This window comes from Streptomyces phyllanthi (assembly GCF_009377205.1).
Lineage (GTDB): Bacteria > Actinomycetota > Actinomycetes > Streptomycetales > Streptomycetaceae > Streptomyces > Streptomyces phyllanthi.
Map to the genome: position 1 here is coordinate 19,819 of NZ_VJZE01000026.1, position 21,959 is coordinate 41,777.

At 68.2% G+C, this 21,959-nt stretch carries 18 protein-coding genes; 14 read left to right on the top strand and 4 right to left on the bottom strand.

What is annotated here, in order from left to right:
- Positions 1-13: 13 nt before the first annotated feature.
- The 5 genes from dpgC (at position 14) to FNH04_RS06635 (ending at position 4,354) form a co-directional block, all read left to right on the top strand.
- Positions 14-1,348 carry a (3,5-dihydroxyphenyl)acetyl-CoA 1,2-dioxygenase DpgC gene (gene dpgC / locus FNH04_RS06615; protein WP_386575628.1) on the top strand — a complete coding sequence of 445 codons (1,335 nt, stop codon included), beginning with the start codon at positions 14-16 and terminating at the stop codon, positions 1,346-1,348.
- 181 nt (positions 1,349-1,529) lie between these two features.
- On the top strand, positions 1,530-1,742 hold the full coding sequence (locus FNH04_RS06620) for an MbtH family protein (RefSeq protein WP_322722675.1): 213 nt from the start codon (positions 1,530-1,532) through the stop codon (positions 1,740-1,742).
- A gap of 11 nt (positions 1,743-1,753) precedes the next feature.
- Complete coding sequence (locus FNH04_RS06625) at positions 1,754-2,554, top strand: alpha/beta fold hydrolase (protein WP_152781273.1); 801 nt, start codon at positions 1,754-1,756, stop codon at positions 2,552-2,554.
- Positions 2,555-2,700: 146 nt separating this feature from the next.
- Positions 2,701-3,585 carry a fatty acid desaturase gene (locus FNH04_RS06630; protein WP_194236576.1) on the top strand — a complete coding sequence of 295 codons (885 nt, stop codon included), beginning with the start codon at positions 2,701-2,703 and terminating at the stop codon, positions 3,583-3,585.
- Between the two features lie 61 nt (positions 3,586-3,646).
- Positions 3,647-4,354: a B3/B4 domain-containing protein gene (locus FNH04_RS06635; RefSeq protein ID WP_152781311.1), complete on the top strand. Its 708-nt coding sequence runs from the start codon at positions 3,647-3,649 to the stop codon at positions 4,352-4,354.
- A 52-nt stretch (positions 4,355-4,406) separates the two neighbouring features.
- Here the strand turns inward: FNH04_RS06635 and FNH04_RS06640 are convergent, their stop codons facing one another.
- Both FNH04_RS06640 and FNH04_RS06645 read right to left on the bottom strand, forming a co-directional pair.
- Positions 4,407-5,102 carry a response regulator transcription factor gene (locus FNH04_RS06640; protein WP_322722676.1) on the bottom strand — a complete coding sequence of 232 codons (696 nt, stop codon included), beginning with the start codon at positions 5,100-5,102 and terminating at the stop codon, positions 4,407-4,409.
- Positions 5,099-6,337 carry a sensor histidine kinase gene (locus FNH04_RS06645; RefSeq protein WP_152781277.1) on the bottom strand — a complete coding sequence of 413 codons (1,239 nt, stop codon included), beginning with the start codon at positions 6,335-6,337 and terminating at the stop codon, positions 5,099-5,101. Before FNH04_RS06645 ends, FNH04_RS06640 begins: the two co-directional genes overlap by 4 nt.
- Positions 6,338-6,554: 217 nt before the next feature.
- On the opposite strand from FNH04_RS06645, the gene FNH04_RS06650 reads away from it, so the two are divergent.
- Positions 6,555-7,595, top strand: a complete 1,041-nt coding sequence (locus tag FNH04_RS06650; protein WP_322722677.1) for a pyridoxal-phosphate dependent enzyme — start codon at positions 6,555-6,557, stop codon at positions 7,593-7,595.
- 45 nt (positions 7,596-7,640) lie between these two features.
- Positions 7,641-8,876, top strand: coding sequence for a cytochrome P450 (locus tag FNH04_RS06655; protein ID WP_228031188.1), 1,236 nt, complete (start codon positions 7,641-7,643; stop codon positions 8,874-8,876).
- A 513-nt stretch (positions 8,877-9,389) separates the two neighbouring features.
- Here FNH04_RS06655 and FNH04_RS06660 read toward each other — a convergent pair.
- Both FNH04_RS06660 and FNH04_RS06665 read right to left on the bottom strand, forming a co-directional pair.
- Positions 9,390-10,628, bottom strand: a complete 1,239-nt coding sequence (locus FNH04_RS06660; protein WP_152781283.1) for a cytochrome P450 — start codon at positions 10,626-10,628, stop codon at positions 9,390-9,392.
- 33 nt (positions 10,629-10,661) lie between these two features.
- Positions 10,662-12,158 (bottom strand): tryptophan 7-halogenase, encoded by a 1,497-nt coding sequence (locus FNH04_RS06665; protein ID WP_152781285.1) that lies wholly within the window; start codon positions 12,156-12,158, stop codon positions 10,662-10,664.
- A 269-nt stretch (positions 12,159-12,427) separates the two neighbouring features.
- On the opposite strand from FNH04_RS06665, the gene FNH04_RS06670 reads away from it, so the two are divergent.
- The 7 genes from FNH04_RS06670 to FNH04_RS06700 form a co-directional block, all read left to right on the top strand.
- A complete protein-coding gene (locus FNH04_RS06670) occupies positions 12,428-12,703 on the top strand; it encodes a hypothetical protein (RefSeq protein ID WP_152781287.1) in 276 nt (91 codons plus the stop codon).
- A gap of 41 nt (positions 12,704-12,744) precedes the next feature.
- Positions 12,745-13,086 (top strand): MbtH domain protein, encoded by a 342-nt coding sequence (locus tag FNH04_RS06675; RefSeq protein ID WP_152781289.1) that lies wholly within the window; start codon positions 12,745-12,747, stop codon positions 13,084-13,086.
- A 30-nt stretch (positions 13,087-13,116) separates the two neighbouring features.
- Positions 13,117-14,700 (top strand): MBL fold metallo-hydrolase, encoded by a 1,584-nt coding sequence (locus FNH04_RS06680; protein ID WP_152781291.1) that lies wholly within the window; start codon positions 13,117-13,119, stop codon positions 14,698-14,700.
- The gene (locus FNH04_RS06685) at positions 14,688-16,292 is read left to right on the top strand and encodes a tryptophan halogenase family protein (RefSeq protein ID WP_152781293.1); all 1,605 of its coding nucleotides are present in this window, start codon (positions 14,688-14,690) and stop codon (positions 16,290-16,292) included. The genes FNH04_RS06680 and FNH04_RS06685 overlap by 13 nt, the downstream gene beginning before the upstream one ends.
- Positions 16,293-16,294: 2 nt before the next feature.
- Positions 16,295-16,789 (top strand): flavin reductase family protein, encoded by a 495-nt coding sequence (locus FNH04_RS06690; RefSeq protein ID WP_152781295.1) that lies wholly within the window; start codon positions 16,295-16,297, stop codon positions 16,787-16,789.
- Positions 16,790-16,826: 37 nt separating this feature from the next.
- Positions 16,827-18,770 carry an ABC transporter ATP-binding protein gene (locus FNH04_RS06695; protein ID WP_152781297.1) on the top strand — a complete coding sequence of 648 codons (1,944 nt, stop codon included), beginning with the start codon at positions 16,827-16,829 and terminating at the stop codon, positions 18,768-18,770.
- Positions 18,771-18,798: 28 nt separating this feature from the next.
- Positions 18,799-21,959 (top strand): non-ribosomal peptide synthetase (locus tag FNH04_RS06700; protein WP_194236579.1); only part of this gene is annotated, 3,161 nt, incomplete at its 3' end.

Sequence of the window (21,959 nt, forward strand, 5' to 3'; positions counted from 1 at the left end):
GAGCCCGCCGGCCGTGCGCGAGAATCCTCAGGCCGTACGCGCGGAGGACTTCTCCTCTGCCCGGCAGTCGTTGGCCGAGGCTGCTCGCCGCGGCGGCGACGTACTCGCGGCCCTGCCCGAGCCCGGCCAACGGTCACCGGAGCAGCGGGCCACCGCGGCCGCCGCCAAGGACGCCGCTCGTGCGCTGCGCTGTCGGTTCATGGACGCCCACGCCGAGGCGGTCTATGACGAGCTCACCGATGGCCGCACGCGTCACCTGCGCCTGGCAGCACTCGCAGAGGCCGCCGCGGGTGCCTTTCCCGGGCTGGTGCCCACCGCTGACCAGCTCGCTGCCGAACGACTCCGGCCGCAGGCCGGCAAGGAGGGGCACGAGATCGACCAGGGCATCTTCTTCAGCCGCGTGCTGCGTTCGCCGGTGGCAGGCCCTCACCTGCTCGACACCATGCTGCGGCCGACGCCTCGCGCACTGCGGCTGCTCCCGGAGTTCATCCGGACCGGCAGCGCCGACCTGGGGTCGGTGAGGCTGCAGCGCACCGGCGGGGTGGCACGGCTGACGATGTGCCGGGACGACTGCCTGAACGCGGAAGACGACCGCCAGGTCGACGACATGGAGACCGCGGTGGACCTCGCGCTGCTCGACCCGGCCGTGAGCGTCGGCTTGCTGCGCGGCGGAGAGATGACCCATCCGCGCTATCGGGGCAGGCGGGTGTTCAGCGCGGGCATCAACCTCAAGGCGCTGCACGCCGGCGGCATCTCGCTGGTGGACTTCCTGCTCCGGCGTGAGCTCGGCTATATCCACAAGCTGCTCCGCGGAGTTCTGGCCGTGGACGGCGGGCGCTGGCACTCGCCGACCATCGAGAAGCCATGGGTCGCCGTGGTGGACGGCTTCGCCATCGGCGGAGGCGCCCAGCTGCTGCTCGTCTTCGATCAGGTGCTCGCCGCGGCCGACGCCTACCTCAGCCTTCCCGCAGCCGACGAGGGCATCATCCCCGGTGCCGCCAACCTCCGGTTGACCCGGCGGGCCGGCCCGCGGCTGTCCCGCCAGGTCATCCTGACCGGGCGCAGGATCCAGGCGAGCGAGCCGGACGCCCGTCTGCTGGTCGACGAGATCGCGGAATCCGATGAACTGGACGCGGCCGCCGAAAGGTGCCTCGCCCGTCTGCAGAGCCCTGCGGTGGTGGCCAACCGGCGGATGCAGACCCTCGCCGAGGAAACTCGCGAGGAATTCCTCCGGTACATGGCGGAATTCTCGCTTCAGCAGGCGCTGAGGCTCTACAGCGACGACGTGATAGGCAAAGCAGGTCGCTTTAACGCGAAGAAGGTGGTCCTTGAGGCGGACGGCGGCTGACCGGCGGGCACCGACGTAGCCGGGCTGCCTCATGGGCGGAGGCGCGCCCGGTGAACGGGCGCGCCCTGGCCGTTCAACTGAACCATTGCGGCAGTTGAACGGTACGGCATTGAATAAATGTGCCGTGAATTGCGATAGTGGAGATGTCCTGACCCGGGAGCGGAAGGTTGCCATGCGAACCGTGAGTTTTGACTTCGATTCACCGGAAGCGCGCTTCAGGGTGCTCATCAACCACGAGGAGCAGTACTCGCTCTGGCCGGCTGATCTGGAGGTTCCGGGCGGCTGGACGGAAACCGGGGTTTGCGCCTCGAAGGAAGAGTGCGACAAATACCTGGAAGCGACCTGGACCGACATGCGACCCAAGAGCCTGCGCATCGCGCTCGACGGCGAATAGTCCCTACCGTCATGCCGTATGTCTTCACTAATGGCATCCGCATCGCCTACGAACGGTTCGGCCGGGGCGAGCGCGTCCTTATGATCATGGGGTCCGCGGCCGCCGGCCGGGTCTGGACCATGCATCAGACGCCCGCCCTGGGCGAGGCCGGGTACCAGGCGATCACGTTCGACAACCGGGGGATCCCGCCCTCGGACGTCCCCGCCGGGAAGTATTCACTGGCCGAAATGGTCGCCGACACCAGGGGAGTGATCGAGGCGCTGGCCCTCGCGCCGTGCCGGATCGTCGGAGCCTCGCTGGGCGCGCTGATCGCTCAGGAGCTGATGATCAGTTCCCCCGAACTGGTTCGGTGCGCCGTGCTCATCGCGACGAAGGCGCGCTCGGACGCCATGCGGAACGCCCAGGCCAAGGCGGAGCAGGCGCTGGAGGAAAGCGGCATCACGCTTCCGCCCGACTACCATGCCGCGACGGCGGCGATCCAGGCGCTGTCGCCCGCGACGCTGAACGACGACCGCACCATCCCGCTGTGGCTGGACACGTTCCGGCTCTCACCGAGCGGCGACGCGGGCGCCGGCCAGGTCTGGGTCGACACCAGCCAGGACCGCAGGAAGGCGCTCCGGGATGTGGCCGTACCCTGCCGGGTGATCGCCTTCGAGCATGACCTCATCACCCCGCCGCACCTGGCCGCGGAGGTCGCCGAGGCCATACCGGACTGTGACTTCATAGAGATCCCGGCCTGCGGTCACTTCGGGTACCTGGAGCGCCCGGACGAGGTCAATTCGGCGATCATCGAATTCCTGGACAAGGCCTGACGATGTCCAGCGCACCCGGTGAACCCTCCAGCCCGTCCACGGGGTCGTCGACCCGGTACGCTGCCGACCGCCCCTTCCGACGGGGATACACCACGCCGCCGCAGGAGCGCCGAGCGGTCGCCGACGCTCACACGACCAAGCTGTGGTTGTCCACCACGCTGGCCATGGTGGATCAGGCCGTCATCGTCACGATCGTCATAGCCTGCGCCTGGCCGGCCCTCTGGACCGGCTGGTCAATCGTGGCCGGGCTGGCCGCGGCCGGATTCGGCGCGGTGCTGCTGGGGCGGCAGTTCCGTGCGCTGGAGTGCATGGCCCACGAGGCGTCCCACTACAACTGGACTCGCGACAACCGCCGCCTCAATGATCTGCTGGCCACCCTGCTCGCCTGCGTTCCGACCGGGTCGCGGCTCGACGTGTATCGCGTGTCGCACCTTCGGCACCACAGGCGCTTCGGAACCCGGGACGATCCTGATCTGGCCAACTACCGGCGGTTCGGACTGGAGGAGCTGGACCGGGCGAGCATCCTGTCGTTCGCGCTGGATTCGCTCAGCCGGATGCCGGCCTACCGGCGCCGGTGGAAGGAGACCTCAGGGGGGCTGGGCAGGCTTCCCGTCATGCCGTTCGTCTGGGCTGTCGTACTGGCGATCGTTCCGGCGGGGATCGTCTGGGGGAGCTGGTCGGCCGCCTTGGCCGCGGCGGGCGTCTGGCTCCTCGGATACGGCGTCCTGCTGCCTGTCGTGCGTTTTCTCGGGGAGTGCAACGAGCACATTTATACCGGCTCGCATACCGTGTTCGATTCGACCATCTCCAACCTGGGGCTGATGCCGCGAATCTTTATCCACCCGCACGGCGACGGATATCACACGGTGCACCACCTGTGGCCGGGCGTTCCGCATCATCAGATCCGGAATCTGCACCGGAGGCTGGTGGTGAATGATCCGGAAGGGTATACGGCGCGGCTGCGCCACCGGACGAGATTCCTTTCTTCACCTGTCCGGGGACTCCAGTCGGAGGGACGCGCAGGCCGCTAGAATCACCGGCGGCAGTCGTGACACGTCTCGATCCCCGGAGGACGGTACAGCAGTGGCGAAAATGATCCTCGCGCCGGAAGTTTCCGAGGCGTTCCCCGAGACCGAGATCCGGCTCGTCTTCGCAGTGAATCTGGATAACTCGTCCCCCTGGCGCGAGGCCGTGGATATTCGGACAAAAGCAGGGGAAGCGGTCGCGAATGGGCGTGCTGCAGCCTTCGGTGAGGAAAGCGATCACATCGCGTCATGGCATGAGGCCTACCGCGCCTTCGGAACCAACCCCCGGCGATTTCGGCCCAGCGTGGACGCCTTGCTGCGGAGGGTCCGCAAGTCAGGTTCACTTCCCTCGATCAGCCCGGCCGTCGATGCCTACAACGCCGTGTCCGTGCTGTGGGGCCTGCCTGCCGGCGCCTTCGACCTCGATCGTGTGGTGGGCGACATCGTGATCCGCCATGCCCACGATGGCGACATGTTCGAGCCGCTCGGTGAACCGGGGGAGTGGGAGAGCGCGCGCGTCGGTGAGGTGGTGTACGCGGACGCGGAAGCAGTGCTGACGCGGCACTGGAATCACCGCGACTGCCACAGGACGATGCTGCGGCCCGACAGCCGGAACGCCCTGTTCATGCTGGAGCGCGTCAGCGGCAAGGTGCCGCTGGACGAGCTCGACCAGGCGGCGGAGCGCCTCGCCGGCATCGTCTCCGCTCATGCGCAGCACGTCGAGACCTACCTGCTCAATCGGACTTCCGCCCAGGTGGCGCTGCGGGTGGCATGACCGCGGGTCTCTGGCTCCCGCGAGCTGGACGCAGGTCGGCCGGGGACTGCCGTCACGTGCGTGGTTCACGGGCCTGCGGGACGATCAGCCCCGTCTCGTAGGCGGTGATGACGGCCTGCGTCCGGTCACGCAGCTCCAGTTTTGTCAGGATCCGGCTCACGTGTGTCTTCACGGTCTCCTCGGTGATCACGAGCCGACCGGCGATCTCCGCGTTGGACAAGCCGCGCGCCAACAGCCGCAGGACCTGGGTCTCGCGTGCCGTGAGCGCGCCGAGCTCAGGAGCGGGCGCGTCCTGAGCCTGTGGGCGGAGCCGGGTGAATTCCGCGATCAGGCGGCGGGTCACGTTCGGCGCGAGGAGCGCCTCGCCACTCGCGACGACCCGCACGGCTTCGAAGAGGGTCTCCGCGGTGACGTCCTTGAGCAGGAAGCCGCTGGCGCCGGCACAGAGCGCGTCGTAGACGTAATGGTCCAGGTCGAACGTCGTCAGGATGAGGACGCGCGTGCTGCCCGGGTGTGCGCCGGTGAGCTGCCGGGTGGCGGTGATGCCGTCCATGCCGGGCATGCGCACGTCCATCAGCACGACATCCGGGGACAGATCCGAGCACAGCTGGAGCGCCTGCGACCCGTCGGACGCGGTGCCGACCACCGTGAAGTCCGGCTGGGTGTCCAGCAGTGCGGCGAATCCGGTGCGGACCACAAGATGATCGTCAGCCACGACGATCCGAATGTCTGGCGGCGAACCGGTCACCGAACGCTCCCCGTCTCGACGTTCACCGTGTCCACCGTGCTGAGCGGGGACTGCTCCACCCTGGCCGGCAACGAAGCTTCGATCAGGAAACCGCCGCTCGGCGCGGACCCGGAGCTCAGCCGGCCGCCGACCGCGGCGGCGCGCTCGCGCATCCCGAGCAGCCCGTGTCCCGCGCCGGACGACGCCGCGGGCGGCCCTGGCCCGTTGTCGCGGATGCGCAGAAGTAACGCCTCTTTGGTGTAGACCAGCTCAACGTCGACCGCAGCGCCCGGGGCATGCCGCCGTGCGTTGGTCAGGGCCTCCTGGACGATGCGGAAGGCGGCCAGTTCGATGCCGGAATCAAGCGTCACCGGCCGGCCCCGCATGATCAGCCTCGTCCCGGCGCCATGGGCGTTCCGGACGTCGTCGAGCAGTTCGTTGAGCTGCCTCAGGCTTGGCTGCGGGTGGCGGTCCTCAGTGTCCTCGATCGCGGTGTCCTCGCGGAGTACGCCGAGCAGCCGCCGCATCTCGGTCAGCGCGGCCCGTGCGGCATCGCCGATCTCGGACAGGCGCTGCGCCCCGGCGGCCGGCATGCCGGGAGTGGTCAGCCGGGCCGTCTCCGCCTGCACCGCGATCACGGAGATATGGTGCGCGACCACGTCGTGCAGCTCGCGGGCGATGCGCGCACGCTCGCCGCGGGCTGTGTGCTCCATCAGACGGCCCATGATGGCCTGCCGGGCCGCCCCGTGCTGTTCGGCGTCGATGTGTGCTCGCTGGGCGGAACCAGCCCAGGCCGCGGCCGGCGAGAGCGAGGCCAGCACGACGGTGAGAATCTCGACCTCACGCTCCGGATGGCTGAACAGCGCCAGTGCGAGGAAAGAGACAGCCGCGACCGGAGTGAGCATCAGGGCGCCGCCGTGCCGTGGACCCCTCCGGCCGAGCCGGTGGAAGACGATCAGGGTGGCGCAGAGAACCGCCACGGTGAGGGTGTGGAAGCCCACCAGTGACAGGACGGTGACAGCGGAGATGCTCGCCGCGGCCGCGGCCGGGGGCAGGAAGGTCAGCGGCAGTGTGCCGGCGAGCCCGAGCAGGCAGAGCACCGGGACGTTCGACAGGCTGCCGTCAGAGATCACGGCTCGCCCGATGGACTCGGCAGTCGCCGCCCCTCCCAGCAGCACGCCCGTCAGGGTCGGGCGCTGCGGACCAGCCCCGGTCTGCAGCCCCTTTCCCGCCCAGCCCCCACTCGTTAAGCCCATGCCCTCATTGTGCCTGTTCCGGCCGTTGGGCGTGCCCTCTTGGCCGGCGAGGCCGCCGTCGCCGACCCGCCGCCGGGCCCGGACCGGACGCCCGAGGAAGGCGGAGGCGATGGACCAAGTGACGAGGTAGCTCCGTAATCGGTCCTGCCCTAGGTTTATTCGCAGGGTTGGGGCCGTTTTATTACGGGCGCTCGTCATTTTGCCGGGAGGTTGGACAGTGGACCGAACTTCGGAGCGTACTGTCGCCGCCTTTCTCCGGAACAGTCTCCGGCCTACCCCTACGGTGACCGCAGCCTTTGAATATCGCGGGAAGCACTGCAAGTTTCTGCTCAAGCTCGAAGGCGAAAATATCACCGGATCGATCAAGGATCGCACGGCAAGCGGCCTCATCCTCATGCTAGAGCGCGAAAGACCACTGACTCCGGGCACCGTTGTCATCGAATCGACATCGGGCAACCTCGGCATAGCGATGGCGTCATTGCTGCGGCAGATCGACTGCCGGTGCATCGCGGTCATCGATCCGAGGACACCGGCCGCGACACGCGAGCGGCTGAGCCTGTGGGGAGCCGAGACCGTGCTCATCGACGAGCCGGACCAGTACGGCGGGTACCTGGTCAGCCGCTTGCGCGAGGTCGCCCGCCTGCTCGACGGCAATCCCGGCTATCGGTGGCCCGACCAGTACCGGAATCACGCCAACCCCCGGATCCACGAGCTCACGACCGGCCGGGAGATCGCCGAGCAGGGCGGCCCCGCCTGTGACGGTGTCTACGTCGCCGTTTCGACCGGAGGCACGCTCGCCGGTGTCTCGTCGTACCTGCGCCGCCACCGCCCTGACATGCGCATCGTGGCGGTCGACGCGGTGGGGTCGCAGGCGATCACCGACAGCACGGGTCGGCGACTGGTGCCCGGCATCGGATCCAGCCTGCGCTCGAGCTTTCTCGACGAGACCTGCTACGACGATTTCGCGGCGATCGGCGCGGCGGAGTCCTTCGCCATGTGCAGGGTCCTGAGGGATGACCTCAAGATCACCGTAGGCGGTTCAAGCGGCAGCGTGATCTACGCGATGGTCACCGGGACCGGTCGGCGGGAAACCTCGCTTCCGATGTGCCTGTGCCCCGACGACGGCACCAAGTATCTGGACACCTTTTACTCCGACCGCTGGTTGGCGGATATCGGCCTGCTCGACCAAACGACTGCTGCGATTGACCGGCTCCGCTCCGACGGGCTGAGTTTCAGACCGGAGAGATCCTCGACCTGATGCGTCATCGATGAGATGCGCATGCGAAGGAGACGACGGAAAACCATGGCCCGATCCTCGGTCGTAGTGCCGAATCTCGTGGACCCGAAGAGTTACCTCGACCATGACATGCTCGAGGTGTGGCGAGTTCTGCGTGCGCAGGATCCCGTGCACTGGCACACGGAGACGTCCGAGGGGCCCGGATTCTGGGTGGTCAGCAGATATGACGACATCGTGCGAGTGCTACGGGACGACGTCAATTTCACGTCCGAGAAAGGCAATGTCCTGGCGACCATGCTCAAGGGCGGGGACATGGGCGCCGGCAGCATGCTGGCGGTCAGTGACGGAAATTATCACACGAGCATGCGCAAGCTCCTGCTCGAGGCGTTCTCGCCGCGCTCCGTCGCGGGGGTCGAACGCCATGTGCGCCGGATCGCGAAGCAGTTGATAGTCGAAGCCATCGAGAAGGGGGAATGTGACTTCGCCCGCGATATAGCCTCCGCCATACCGCTGGAGACCATATGTGACCTTCTCGATATTCCCCAAGGAGACCGGCAGGAAGTCGCCAAGCTCACCAAGTCCGCTTTGGCATCGGATTACGAGAATCCGGAAGCCCATGCCGACATGGCCGCTCGCAGCGCCATCGTGGTGTACTTCCAGAACCTCGTGGCGGAACGCCGCAAAGCCCCAGGGACCGATCCCATCAGCCTGATGGCGACCGCGGAGGTGGACGGCAGGCGCCTCAAGGACCTCGACATCGTCCTCAACTGCTACAGCCTGATCATGGGCGGGGACGAGACCAGCAGACTTGCCATGATCGGAGCCGTCCGGGCCTTCATCCAGAACCCCGATCAGTGGAGGGCGCTCAAGGACCGCGAGTCGTCCGTCGACGTGGCGGGAGAGGAGGTGCTGCGCTGGACCACACCGGCGATGCACTTCGGACGCACCGCCACTGCGGATATCAGCCTGCGGGACCGCACGATCAGGGCGGGCGACCTCGTCACCCTGTGGCTGGTCTCCGGCAATCGTGATGAGGCGGTGTTCCAGAATCCCGATCGATTCGACATCACCCGCTCACCGAACAGGCACCTGGCGCTGGGCTATGGGCGGCACTTCTGCTTGGGCGCCTACCTGGGGAGAATCGAGATCCGCGCGATGCTGGACGGCCTGCGCGCCTTCGTCGGCGCGATCCGGCAGGCCAGGCCTGAACGCTGGATCTATTCGAACTTCCTCACCGGCATGAGCAGCCTCCCGGTGGTGCTGGAGAGAGACCCGGCACCCGCCGTGGGCTGGGAGGAGTAGCCGCGGAGGCCGTGCCGTGCGGCTTCGGCGCCAGGGCCCTTCTGATGGATCTTGGCGACGTCGCGACGCCCAGCACGCTCCCCCAAGCTCTCGGCTTCGCTCGAGCAGGGCATTCCCATGACGCCGCGGCCTGTCCGACCCTGATCCGCCGGACAGGCCGCTAGTGCTGTGACCGGAAAGGTTCACCGGCTCGCGACGCCCGGCACGGCACCTCGCCGCGTTGTCGCATCACCCGAGTACATCCAGTACGCGGGCGATGCTCCGCCTTGCGATGCTCCCCCACTGCCTGAACGGCGTGGGAGGTGCCCCCAGCACCGGACGCCGCGAGCTTTTCGGCAAACCTTTCCGGCCACAGCACTAGGTCCTGTCGTCTGGGTCAGGCCGGCTGTGAGGTGCGGTGCGTTTTAGGCTGAGCCGGGCGGGGTCACGGGCCCCCCGCGAGCGAAGCCGAGAGCTTGGGGGAGCGCGTGCCAGACACCGCGACGCCGGGATGATCCAAACGACAGGGCCTGACTAGGGCCGGAACTTGGTTCTCAGGCGCAGGCTGACCACACCGGCTATCTCGTTCGAGGCGAGGTGCACGGGCTTGTCGGCGAGTTCGAAGGACTCGATGGCGGCGCACAACTCCTCGAAGGAGGTCCGCAGCATCAGCCGGGCCAGATGACTGCCCAAGCAGGTGTGCGGACCGGTCCCGAACACGATGTGCCGGTTCGGCGTGCGTTCGAGATCAAGGCTGTACGGCCGCTCGAACGTGCTCTCGTCACGATTGGCGGAGGCAATCCACGCGGTGACCGCCTCGCCGGCCGCGATCTTCTGGCCGGCGATTGTGGTGTCGTGGCGAGCACGCCGCATGAAGTGGGTCACCGGAGAGGCCCAGCGCAACGCCTCCTCGACGGCCGCCTGCGCCCGCATGGCGTCCGGCCAGAAGCCCTCCCCGCCGTGCTCCTCCGCCAGCACGATGATCGTCGCGCTGACGACGTGCGAGGTGGTGACCACGGCACCCAGGAGCAGGCTCAGGCAGTTGTACAGCAGTTCCTCGTCGGTCAGGCGCCGCCCGGCGATCTCGATCGACATCAGGTAGCTGGTCAGATCGTCGGTGGGATTCCTGCGCCGATCCCAGATGCATTTCGCGAAGTAGCCCATGATCTCGTAATGGGCCGAACCGGCGGTGGGCTTCGTGGAGCCATGAGTGCTGTACCGGGGATCATCCGGTGCGAGGGAGGCGTACGCCAGCCGGAGCAGCGGGTCGATGTCGTCTTCCGGCAGGCCCATCATCATGGCGCAGAGGGCCATCGGCAGCCGCACGAACGATGACGCCACGTCCCACACTTCGCCGTCACGCGCCGGTTCGATGGACTCCTTGACGAACGACCGTACGAAGTCGGTGTAGGCGGGCACGGCGCGTGCGGAGAACGGCCTGCCGACCTGCTCACGGTACTTCCGGTGCCGGGGCGGGTCGGTCGACTGCATCATGAGGCCGGCGGCCGGGTCCGGCGCGTCGAGCATGGAGATGGCGGTCCCGCCCTCGGAGCTGAACGTCTCGTGATCACTGAGCACGCGGTGGACGTCGGCCCGCCGGGTCACGGCCCAGAACCCGTCGCCGTTTCCCCGGTCCTGCCAGAACACCGGGCGCTCGGCCCGGAGCGTCTGCCACACGAGGTGGGCGTCTCCGTTGACGTAGAGGCCGGTGTCCGTCAGATCGATCTGATCGAGCGGAACACGCGCATGTGCGGCTGGCCTGGTTATCCTCATGGGAATCCTTCTGCTGCCGGTCGCGTCCGTGGGTCAGGCGGGCGGTGACCAGCTCAAGCCGTCGGGCGAGGCGATCAGGCCGCCGTCGAAGAGCGGGGTCTCGGGGCCGATGTCCGACCCGAGGTGTGCGCGGATCTGTTCGTTGGCTCCCTCTTGCATGGCGTTCTTGACCACCGAGGCCCGCATCAGCGGCAGGATGCTCGGTTCCGCACTGCGGGCGAGCTCGTCCACCGCCGCCGCGAACTCGCTGGACTGGCTCTTGTAGCGCTGTACCAGCCCTTGCTTCGTCGCCAGGGCGGCCTCGCCCGAGGACACCCCGCCGACCAGGCTGACGAACGATTCCAGCTCGGAACCGGTGCTGTCGGTGACCTTCTTGGCGGACCAGAAGTAGGAGGCCTCGTCGACGTGCAGGTTGTAGAAGGACACGAGGAAGTCATGGAACGCGCTGTACTCGCGGCGGTACCGCTCCTCGAACTCGCGGAAGGCCGTGTCCTCGTCGACCGCCTGGGCGAGCACGCTGTTGATGGAGCGCGCGGCGAGCAGCGCGCCGTAAGTGGCCAGGTGCACGCCGGAGGAGAAGATGGGGTCGATGAAGCACGCCGCGTCGCCGATGAGTGCCATGCCGGGGCGCCAGAATCTCGTGTTCGCATAGGAGTAGTCCTTGCGGACCCGCAACTGCCCGTACTGGCCTTCGGTGACCCGCGTGGCGCCCTGGAGGTACTCGGTGATCAACGGGCATTCGGCGATGAGTGACGTGAGCGCTTCTTCGGGATCGCCCTGGATCCTGTCGGCGAGTTCCCGCCGCACGACCGCGCCGACGCTGGTGAGAGTGGGGCTCAACGGGATGTACCAGAACCAGCCGCTGTCGAAGGCGGCACAGAGGATGTTGCCCGAGTTGGGCTCGGGCAGGCGCTTGCCGCCTTCGAAGTAGCCGAAGAGCGCGAGGCTGCGGAAGAACTCCGAGTACTCCCGGGCCGCCCCGACCCGCTGGTGGATGCGGCTCTTGTTGCCCGAGGCGTCCACGACGTACTTCGCGCGGATCGTTCCCCTGGTGCCTTCGGCGTCGGTGTAGGTCACCCCGCGCACCCGGCCGTCGCTGTCCATCACGTCGACGACGGTGTGCTGTTCGCGGACGTCCACACCCATGTGCCGCGCGTGGTCGAGCAGGATCTGGTCGAATCTGCTCCGCTCGACCTGGTAAGCATGGGAAGTCTCATTGGCTATTCTTGGCGACACCGAGAAGGAGAACGTCCACGGCTCGGGGTTCGAACCCCAGCGCATTGTGCCGCCGTGTTTCTTGGTGAACCCGGCTTTGGCGAGTTCGTCGGCGACTCCGGTGAGGCGGCAGATCCCGTGGACGGTGGACGGGAGCAGCGACTCGCCGATCTGCCACCGGGGGAACTTCTCTTTCTCGAGCAGGACGACACGGTGTCCGCGCATCGCGATCAGCGTCGCCAGCGTGGATCCCCCTGGTCCACCGCCGACAACCACGACGTGGGCTTCTTCGTCAAGGCCCTCGGTGCTGCTCATCGGCTACATCTCGCTTCCGGAAAGAGCGCGGTCTCGGGGCCGGCCGTGAAATGGTCGCAGGCCCCGCGGCATGAGATCACTGAACCATGACACCCAAGAACGCCACCAACAAGACATGGTGACCTCGCGTTCAACCGACGAATCGCGCCAGTTGAACAGGTGCGCTTCCGGGATCCGCGGCTGACGCTCTCGATAGGGAAGCGCCGTTGTCGTAAAGTCCGTCTGGCGCCGAATGGTCCCTGAAGGCGGGAACTTCTGGAGGGTTACTGGTGAAGAAGTACTGCAAAGCCTATTCACTGGGTGAGCTGCGCAAGTTCCCCGGCTGGGCCGCCGGCGCGGCGGCGGAGGAGCACGACATCGCGGATGAGCAGCCGGTCTTTCTGTGTGACGAACTCACCGTGCTGATCAGCCCGGTCGGCAAGGACAAGGACAAGCGGCTCTTCTCCGACGTCACTCCCGAATGGCGGGAGTTCTGTACGGAGGTCCTGAAGTTCGAGATTCCGGAAGACCTGGCCTTCGCCTACGCCGAGTCGGAACAGAGCTGAGCGGACAGCCGGTGAAGACATCGCCCTCGGGAGGGTAATCCATGGATGAACTGACCCAGCGCTTGTCCACCGATCAGCCGGTGGTGGTGGGCGGACCGAACCCCTCGCTGGAGGAGTTCAGGACCCGGCTGGACGAGATTGGGACGGTGTTCATCAAGTTCACGGAGACACGTGGCGGCACCGATCTCGGAATTCAACTGGACCGCTCGGCCTCCGACACCAGCGGAGCCGATTTCGACCAGGGCAGCGGTAGCGTGCACGTCGAGGGAACACTCATTCTCAACGATGACCCCGTGCGCTGCATCGCCGATATCGACCTGACCACCCTCAAGGGAACCGGGCGCCTGAAGGTCGTAGAAGAAGCCGAAGTACTCGTCGACTGAGTAGCACCGGACTGCTGAAGGAGAACCTAAATGGACGAGCCAAGATTTCTTCGTCCGAACGCGATCATAGAACCGCTCGTTGACCGGTTCTATGCCTGGATGCACAATGTGGCCCCGGTCCAGTCGGCGATGAACCTGGCCTTCCTTCAGGTGCCGCTGCTCGAGTCGTACCTGCAGTCTCCACAGGTACACATAAACGCGAGTGTCAACCCCGAGCTGCGGGGCGGCTTCTTCGTCAACATCCCTGAGGAGCGCAGCGGAGAAGTACGTGCGCTGCTGGCCTCGATCAAGCGCGATCGGGCCGAGCAGCTTCGCTTCGCGGAGGCGATCGCCGAGGCCGACGAGCTCATCGGGCGGGAAGCGACCGGGTTCGACCTGACACCGCTCTACCCGAAGCTGCCACCCGAGCTCTCCGGGCTGGTGGAGCTCGCCTACGACGTCAGCAACCAGGCGTCGATCCGGTTCCACGAGCCGGTGGTGTACGAGAGCAGCGTCTATTCCGAGGACCGGCAGTCGGTGCAGCTGTCGCTCGAGTCGGGTGTCGAACGGCCCTTCATCCTCAGTACGCCGCGGCTGCCGTCCCCCGGCGTGCTCGACCTGCCGATCCCGTTCCGCCACCCTGGCCTCGTGGACCTGTTCCGCGCCCGGATCGAACCGACGACGCAGGCCCGTCTGCGCGAGGCGCTGGAACTCGGCGACTCCGAGGCCGAACAGCTCAACGGGCTCCTGACGGACGCGCCCGACCTGGCGAGCGACCGGCACATCGACGCCGGCGGCCGGATCCGCTACTTCGGGCACGCCTGCCTGGTCATGCAGACACCGGAAGCCGCGATCATCACCGACCCCTGGGTCAGCGCCGACAGCACGGCGTCCGGCCGGTACACCTACCGGGACCTGCCCGACTACATCGATCTGGTGCTGCTCACCCACGGCCACCAGGACCACATCGTGCTGGAGACGCTGCTGCAGCTGCGCGGCCGGGTCGGCGCCGTCGTCGTGCCGCGTTCGTCGCGCGGCAACATCTGCGATCCGTCGCTGGCGCTCTACCTGGAGCGCGTCGGCCTGCCCGTGATCGAGGTGGACGACTTCTCCGAGGTGGAGTTCCCGGGCGGAAAGGTGACCGCGGCGCCGTTCCTCGGAGAGCACGCCGACCTGGACATCCGGGCCAAGTCGACGTACTTCCTCGAGCTCGGTGGGCGGAAGATCTTCGTGGGAGCGGACTCCTCCGGCATCGACCCCGGGCTCTACCGCCACATGCGTCGCCATGTCGGGAAGATCGACGTGGCGTTCCTGGGCATGGAATGCGCCGGGGCTCCGCTCACCTGGTTGTACCAGGCGCTGCTGGTCCGGCCGGTGAGCAAGAAGATGAGCGACTCGCGGACGCTCTCGGGTTCCAACGCGGCTCAGGCCAGCACGATCGTGTCCGAGCTGGGCGCCGGCGAGGCCTACATCTACGCCATGGGCGAGGAGCAGTGGCTCGTCGGCCATGTCATGGCGACCTCGTACAACGAGGACTCCGTCCAGCTCAAGCAGGTCGAGGAGTTCATGAGCTGGTGCGCCGCCCAGGGCGTCAAGGCCGACCACCTCTACGGCCAGAACGAATGGCGCTGGTGACCGTGGACAACCGGATCAAGAGCGTCGTCATCCTGGGCGGCGGCTCCGCGGGCTGGATGAGCGCCTGTTACCTCGGCAGCCACCTTCAGGGCAGCGTGCGCCTCACGGTCCTGGAGGCGCCGTCCATCCCCAAGATCGGTGTCGGTGAGGCCACCATCCCGAACCTCCAGCGCGCCTTCTTCGATCAGCTCGGCATCGAAGAGGACGAGTGGATGCCCGAGGTGAACGCCAGTTTCAAGATGGGCATCAAGTACATCAACTGGCGGACACCCGGCCAGGCCGCACCGGTGCCCCGCAAGATGGGCCGGGGCACCGACTACTTCTACCACCTCTTCGGCCTGCTCCCCGAGCTGGACCAGTTCCCGCTCTCCCACTACTGGGCGAACAAGAAGCAGGCCGGCGGCACCGACCAGGATTTCGCCTACGCCTGCTTCAAGGAGCCGCCCCTCCTGGACGCCAACAAGTCGCCGCGGTGGCTGGACGGCCGGCGGGCCACGAACTACGCGTGGCACTTCGACGCCCACCGGCTCGCGGCGTTCCTGAGCCGGGTCGCTACGGAACGGTTCGGCGTCGAGCACGTCCAGGGCGAGATGCAGGACGCCGTGCTCGACGAGCGCGGCCACATCACGGCTCTCAGGACCAAGGACGGCCGGACGCTGAGCGCGGACTTCTTCGTGGACTGCTCCGGAACGCGGGGACTGCTCATCAACAAGGCCATGGCCGAGCCCTTCGTCGACATGAGCGACTATCTGCTGTGCGACAGCGCGGTGGCGGCCTCGGTTCCGCACGACGACGAGCGGTACGGGGTGGAGCCCTTCACCTCGTCGATCGCGATGCGCGCGGGCTGGACCTGGAGAATCCCGATGCTCGGCCGCTTCGGCAGCGGTTACGTCTTCTCCAGCCGGTTCACCGAGCGCGACGAGGCCACCAAGGACTTCTGTGATCTGTGGAGCCTGGACCCGGCGCAGGCCGAGCTCAACCAGATCCGCTTCCGGGTCGGCCGCAACCGCCGCGCCTGGGTGAAGAACTGCGTCGGCATCGGACTGTCGTCCTGCTTCCTGGAACCCCTGGAGTCGACCGGCCTCTACTTCATCTACGGCGCGCTCTACCAGCTCGTCAAACACTTCCCGGACAAGACCTTCAATCCGGTGCTCAGCGACCGCTTCAATCGCGAGATCGAGACCATGTTCGACGACTCCCGCGACTTCCTGCAGATCCACTACTACTTCTCGCCGAGAAACGACACGCCTTTCTGGGCGGCGAACAAGGAACTGCGGCTGTCGGACAGCATCTCGGCCAAGATCGAGGCGTTCAAGGCCGGGATCCCGGTCGACCAGCCGGTGACCGACGTGAGCACGTACTACGGCAACTTCGAGGCGGAGTTCCGCAATTTCTGGAACAACGGGAACTACTACTGCATCCTGGCGGGACTGGGCCTGATCCCGGACGGCCCGCCGACGCTGACCTACCGGGAACGGTCGGTGGCGCGGGCCGAGACCGTGTTCCAGGAGGTCCGCGAGCAGCAGGGTTCGCTCGCGGCGTCGCTGCCCGCCAACCACGAGTTCCTCCGCCGACTGCACGGTAACAACTGATCATGGACCTGGCCGACGGCTTCGTCCGGGGGATGCGGCGGCTGGCGAGCGGCGTGTGCGTCGTGACCACCACCGCTGCCGACGGCAAACGGTGCGGGCTGACCGCCACGGCGGTCTCGTCGCTGTCGCTGCATCCCCCCTCCCTCGTCGTCGGTGTGAACCGGCGGAGCCGGCTGGGGGAGGCGATCAAGGATGTGCCCGCCTTCGCGGTCAACATCCTCGGCACGCAGCACCGCAAAGTCGCCGAGGTGTTCGCCGGGAACGTGGCCGGGATCCGCGGAACCGCACGGTTCGACCACGGTGACTGGCGGCCGAGTGCGGAAGGCGTCCCGATCCTGGGTGACGCCCCCGCGAATTTCATCTGCAAGGTCGACGACATCATCGAGCGAACGACCCATCTTCTGCTGATCGGCGCCGTCACCGGCGTGCACACATCAGACGAAGAATGCAATCTGCTGGTCTATTTTTCCCAGAGTTTCTCTGCCATCAGCACATAGCGATTGTGGAGGACGGGTAGGAGACGGAGTCGGTCGAATGACAGGCAGGACGGTTCCAGCTCCCCCGGGACTGGACGGCAGGGAAGCGGAAGATCGGCCGGGGCCCCGCCAGCGGCTCAGGCCGGGGACGATCCGGCGCATCGTCCCCTACGTCCGCCCGTACCGCTGGCTGTTGCTGTTACTGATGACCGTCACGCTGCTGGGCGCCGGCCTCGCGGCCTTCACCCCGGTGCTGTTCGGGAAGGTCATCGACGAGGGCATCGTGCCGCGCCGGATGGGGGTCGTCGTCGGGTTCGCCCTGACCCTCGCCGGGCTGGCCCTGCTGAAGGCCGGAACCGACTACGTCCGGGCCCGGATGTCGGCCGGGATCGGACAGGGCCTGATCTTCGATCTCCGGGTCCAGGCCTACGCGCACGTGCAGGAGCAGTCGCTGGCCTTCTTCACCCGTACCCAGACCGGTGCGCTGGTGAGCAGGCTGAACACCGATGTCGTAGGGGCGCAGCAGGCGGTGACTGTGCTGCTGTCGCAGACCGCGGAGACCCTGCTGACCCTGGTCCTCGTGCTGGTCGCCATGTTCTACCTGTCCTGGCAGCTGGCCGTAGCCGCCCTGCTGACCATCCCGTTCCTCATCTTCCCCGCGAAGATCATCGGGGGCCGGCTGGAACGGCTCACCCGGGAGACCATGCAGCTCAACGCCGAGATGGGCTCGCTCATGAACGAGCGGTTCAACGTGGCCGGAGCGATGCTGGTCAAGCTGTACGGGCGGCGCGACCAGGAGTCCACCCTGTTCACCCGGCGTGCGCGCCGGGTCCGCGACGTCGGCGTGAGGACCGACGTGACCGGCGAGACGCTCGCCCTCGTCATCGGCCTGGCGAGCACGCTCGCCCTCGCGCTGATGCTCGGTGTCGGCGGCGCCCTCGTCGTCAACGGCGAGTTCCAGGTCGGCACGCTGGTCGCCATGATCACCCTGCTGACCATGCTGTACGGCCCGGTCAACCAGCTGTCCAGCCTGCCGGTCGGCGTCCTGGTCGCGCTGGTGAGCTTCGACCGGGTCTTCGAGGTGCTGGACCTCAAGCCGCTGGTCGCGGAGCGGCCCGAAGCCAAGAGGCTGCGCGTCGGCGCGAGCGCCGGCGCCGCCGCCAACGGCCACGGCGCGGTACCGGAGATCGAGTTCCATGAGGTCTCGTTCCGCTACCCGAACGCAGCGGAGGTCTCGCTGGCCTCACTGGAGTCGATCTCACTCCCCGTACCCGAGCGGAGCGACAAGGCCCTGATCCTCAACGAGGTGAGCTTCCTCGCTCCGGCCGGGCGGCTCACGGCGCTGGTCGGTCCGTCGGGCGCGGGGAAGACCACCATCACCCACCTGGTACCCAGGTTCTACGACCCGGTCTCGGGAACCGTGCGGATCGGCGGGCACGACATCCGCGACCTCACGCTGACGTCGCTGCGCGACTCGATAGGCGTGGTGACACAGGACGCCCACCTGTTCCACGACACGATCCGGGCCAACCTGCTGTACGCGCGGCCGGACGCCTCCGAACCCGAGCTGGTCGAGGCCTGCGACGCGGCCCGGATCTGGGATCTCATCGCATCGCTCCCCGACGGCCTGGACACGATGGTCGGCGACCAGGGCTACCGGATGTCCGGAGGCGAGAAGCAGCGGATCGCCCTGGCAAGGCTGCTCCTGAAGGCCCCACCGATCGTCGTCCTGGACGAGGCGACGGCGCATCTGGACTCGGCGTCCGAAGCGGCGATCCAGAGTGCGCTCAAGACCGCGCTGACCGACCGTACTTCGCTGGTCATCGCGCACCGGCTGTCCACCATCCGCGACGCCGACCAGATCCTGGTCGTCGACGGGGGCCGGATCGTCGAACGCGGCACCCATGAGGTGCTGCTCGAGGCGGGCGGCCTCTACGCGGATCTGTACGACAAGCAGTTCGTCCGGCAGGCCGGCGGCGGTTCCGGTCCCACGATTTCCTGAACGCCGCGTTCAGGCGGAGGTGTTGGCAGTGGCTTCCGATCACCCGTCCGACGGGGAAAAGGCCGATTTCGTCGCAGTGCACGAGCTCATCGCCGCCCGGGCGGCGGCCCACCCGGACGCGGTGGCGGTGGTGTGCGGGGAGCGGTCGCTCACCTACGCCGGGCTGGTGGGGCGGTCGGCCCGGCTGGCCCGGTATCTGCGTGCCCTGGGTGTCGGGCCGGAATCCGCGGTGGGGTTGTACCTGCCCCGCGGTGTGGAGATGGTGGCAGCCGTACTGGCGGTGTGGCAGGCCGGTGGCGCGTACCTGCCGCTGGATCCGGACTACCCGCCCGAGCGGCTCGCGTTCATGCTCACCGACGGCGGCGCCGCCGTCCTGGTCGGGGACCGGACCGCGGTGGGCGTCCCGGACGGCGCCGTCGCGAAAGCGGTGGACGACGGCAGGGTGGTGTGGCTGGACGACCCGGCCGTACGCGCGGATCTGGCCGCGCTGCCCACCGCGCCTCCTGAACCGGTGCCGGTGGACCCGGCAGGGCTGGCCTACACGATCTACACATCGGGATCGACCGGGACGCCGAAGGGCGTCCAGGTGCCCCATGCCGGGCTGGCCAATCTGGTGGCCGGGCTGGGACCCGTGCTCGGGGTGGCTCCCGGAGTGCGCATGCTGCAGTTCGCCTCGTTCAGCTTCGACGCCGCCGTGCTCGACATCGCGGCCACGCTGGCGTGCGGCGGGACACTGGTGGTGGCCACCGGGCAGGAGCGGGCCGAGCCGTCCCGGCTGACCGCGATGCTCCAGGCCGGCGCGGTGCAGGCCGCCAGCGTGGTGCCGTCACTGCTGGGCGTGTTGTCACCGGAGGACCTGCCCGGCCTGGGCACCGTCCTGGTGGGCGCCGAGCGGCTCACCGAGCGGGTGGCGCGGGCGTGGGCGCGGAACCGCCGGCTGGTCAACACCTATGGGCCGACCGAGGCCTCGGTGATGGTCACCACCGGGCAGGTCGATCCCGAGACCCGGGAGGCGCCACCGATCGGCTCCGCCCTGTCCAACACGACCCTGCACGTCCTGGACGAGGAGCTGAGGCCGGTGCCCGCCGGGGGCACCGGGGAACTGTTCATCGGCGGACCGCAGGTGGCGCGCGGCTACGGCCGCCGCCCGGCCCTCACCGCGGAGCGGTTCGTCGCCGACCCGTTCGCGGGGGACGGGACGCGGCTCTACCGGACGGGCGACCGGGTGCGGTGGACCGCGGCCGGTGACCTGGAGTTCGTGGGCCGGACCGATGACCAGGTCAAGGTGCGCGGATTCCGGGTCGAGCTGGGTGAGGTGGAGGCCGCACTGGCCGGCCACCCCGGCGTCCGGACCGCAGTCGTGGCGCTGGCCGGGCACGGGACGCGGTCCCGGCTGGCGGCCTACCTGGTCCCGGCCGATCCCGGCGCGAGCGTCCCCGGCCCCGCCGACCTGCGGAAGTATCTGCGGGGCAGGCTGCCGGGTTTCATGATTCCGGCCTCGTTCACCGAGTTGGCCGCGCCGCCGCTCACTCCGGCCGGCAAGATCGACCGGGCCGCCCTCCCCGACCCAGGCTCGGACCGCCCCGACCTGGACGGCCCGTACGTCGCGCCCGCGACACCCGCCGAGGACCTGCTGGCCGGGATCCTGGCCGAGGTCCTGGGAGTGGACCCGATCGGGGCATTGGACGACTTCTTCGAACTCGGCGGCCACTCCCTGCTCGCCATGCAGGTGATCTCCAGGGTGCGCGGGGCGTTCGAAGTCGAGCTGCCGCTCGCCGCCCTGTTCGACCAGCCCACGGTGCGGGGCCTGGCCGCGGTCGTCGAAGGGCCGTCGGTGCGGACCCCGGTCCCGCCGGTGACGCCTGCGCCCCGTGACCAGGCGCTGCCGCTGTCCTTCGCCCAGCAGCGGCTGTGGTTCCTCGACCAGCTCGAACCCGGGTCCGCCGAGTACAACGTGCCGATGCGCGTGCCGCTGGCGGCGGACACCGACGTACGCGCCCTGGGCGCCGCGCTGGACGCCGTGGTGGCCCGGCACGAGGCGCTGCGGACCCGGCTGGTCGCCGGCCCCGACGGGACGGCCCGTCAGGTGATCGACCCGCCCGGCCCGGTACCGCTGCCGATAGCCGACGTGTCGGCGGCGGCGGAGCCGGTGCGGGCGGCCGACCGGCTGGTCGCCCTCGACGCGGTCGCCCCGTTCGACCTGGCCGCCGGCCCGTTGATCCGGACCTGCCTGATCCGGCTCGGCCAGGCCGGATACGTGCTGTCGCTCACCCTGCACCACGCGGCCTTCGACGAATGGTCGGGCGGGATCCTCCGGCGCGAACTCTCGGCCCTCACCGCGGCGTTCCGTGCGGGGAAGCCGGATCCGCTGCCGCCGCTCGCGGTGCAGTACGCCGACTTCGCGCTCTGGCAGCGGGCCTGGCTGACCGGCGACGTGCTGGACCGGCAACTGGCCTACTGGCGGGACCGGCTGGACGGGCTGCCCGTGCTCGAACTGCCCACCGACCACCCGCGTCCGCCGGTCCGGTCGTCGTCGGGGACGGTCACCCGGTTCGCCGTCCCCCCGGGGACAGCGCGAGGGCTGCGGAGGGTCGCCCGCGAGAGCGGCGCGTCGATGTTCATGGTGCTCTTCGCCGCGTATGCCGCGTTGCTGGGACGGTACTGCGGAACCGACGACGTCGTGGCGGGAACCCCGGTGGCGAACCGGAACCGCGCCGAGACCGAGGATCTGATCGGGTTCTTCGTCAACACCCTGGTGCTGCGCGCCGACCTGTCGGGCGACCCGTCCTTCGCCGACCTGGTGGGCCGGGTGCGAGAGGCGGCGCTGGGGGCCTTCGCCCATCAGGACCTGCCGTTCGAGCAGCTGGTCGAGGCGCTGGTGACCGAGCGGGACAGGTCCCGCACCCCGCTGTTCCAGGCGTTCTTCAACTACGACGTCGAGGACCCGGGCGACGTCGGAACCGATGTGGTCGCGAAGTTCGATCTGCGGCTGATCGTGGTGGACGACGGCGCGGACCTGGTCGGGGTGGTGGAGTACAGCACCGCGTTGTTCGAGGCGGCGACGATCTCCAGGCTGACCGGTCACCTGATCACGTTGCTGGGCGCGGTCGCCGGTGACGCGGAGGTGCGCCTGTCGGGTCTGCCGATGCTCACGGCCGACGAGCGTGCGGAGTTGGTGGAGGGCTGGAG

Coding starts and splice junctions, on each gene's coding strand:
- FNH04_RS06625 (WP_152781273.1), top strand. CDS start 1,754: ATGCCGTATGTCTTCACTAATGGCATCCGCATCGCCTACGAACGGTTC.
- FNH04_RS06635 (WP_152781311.1), top strand. CDS start 3,647: ATGATCCTCGCGCCGGAAGTTTCCGAGGCGTTCCCCGAGACCGAGATC.
- FNH04_RS06645 (WP_152781277.1), bottom strand. CDS start 6,337: ATGGGCTTAACGAGTGGGGGCTGGGCGGGAAAGGGGCTGCAGACCGGG.
- FNH04_RS06655 (WP_228031188.1), top strand. CDS start 7,641: ATGGCCCGATCCTCGGTCGTAGTGCCGAATCTCGTGGACCCGAAGAGT.
- FNH04_RS06660 (WP_152781283.1), bottom strand. CDS start 10,628: ATGAGGATAACCAGGCCAGCCGCACATGCGCGTGTTCCGCTCGATCAG.
- FNH04_RS06665 (WP_152781285.1), bottom strand. CDS start 12,158: ATGAGCAGCACCGAGGGCCTTGACGAAGAAGCCCACGTCGTGGTTGTC.
- FNH04_RS06675 (WP_152781289.1), top strand. CDS start 12,745: ATGGATGAACTGACCCAGCGCTTGTCCACCGATCAGCCGGTGGTGGTG.
- FNH04_RS06680 (WP_152781291.1), top strand. CDS start 13,117: ATGGACGAGCCAAGATTTCTTCGTCCGAACGCGATCATAGAACCGCTC.
- FNH04_RS06685 (WP_152781293.1), top strand. CDS start 14,688: ATGGCGCTGGTGACCGTGGACAACCGGATCAAGAGCGTCGTCATCCTG.
- FNH04_RS06690 (WP_152781295.1), top strand. CDS start 16,295: ATGGACCTGGCCGACGGCTTCGTCCGGGGGATGCGGCGGCTGGCGAGC.
- FNH04_RS06695 (WP_152781297.1), top strand. CDS start 16,827: ATGACAGGCAGGACGGTTCCAGCTCCCCCGGGACTGGACGGCAGGGAA.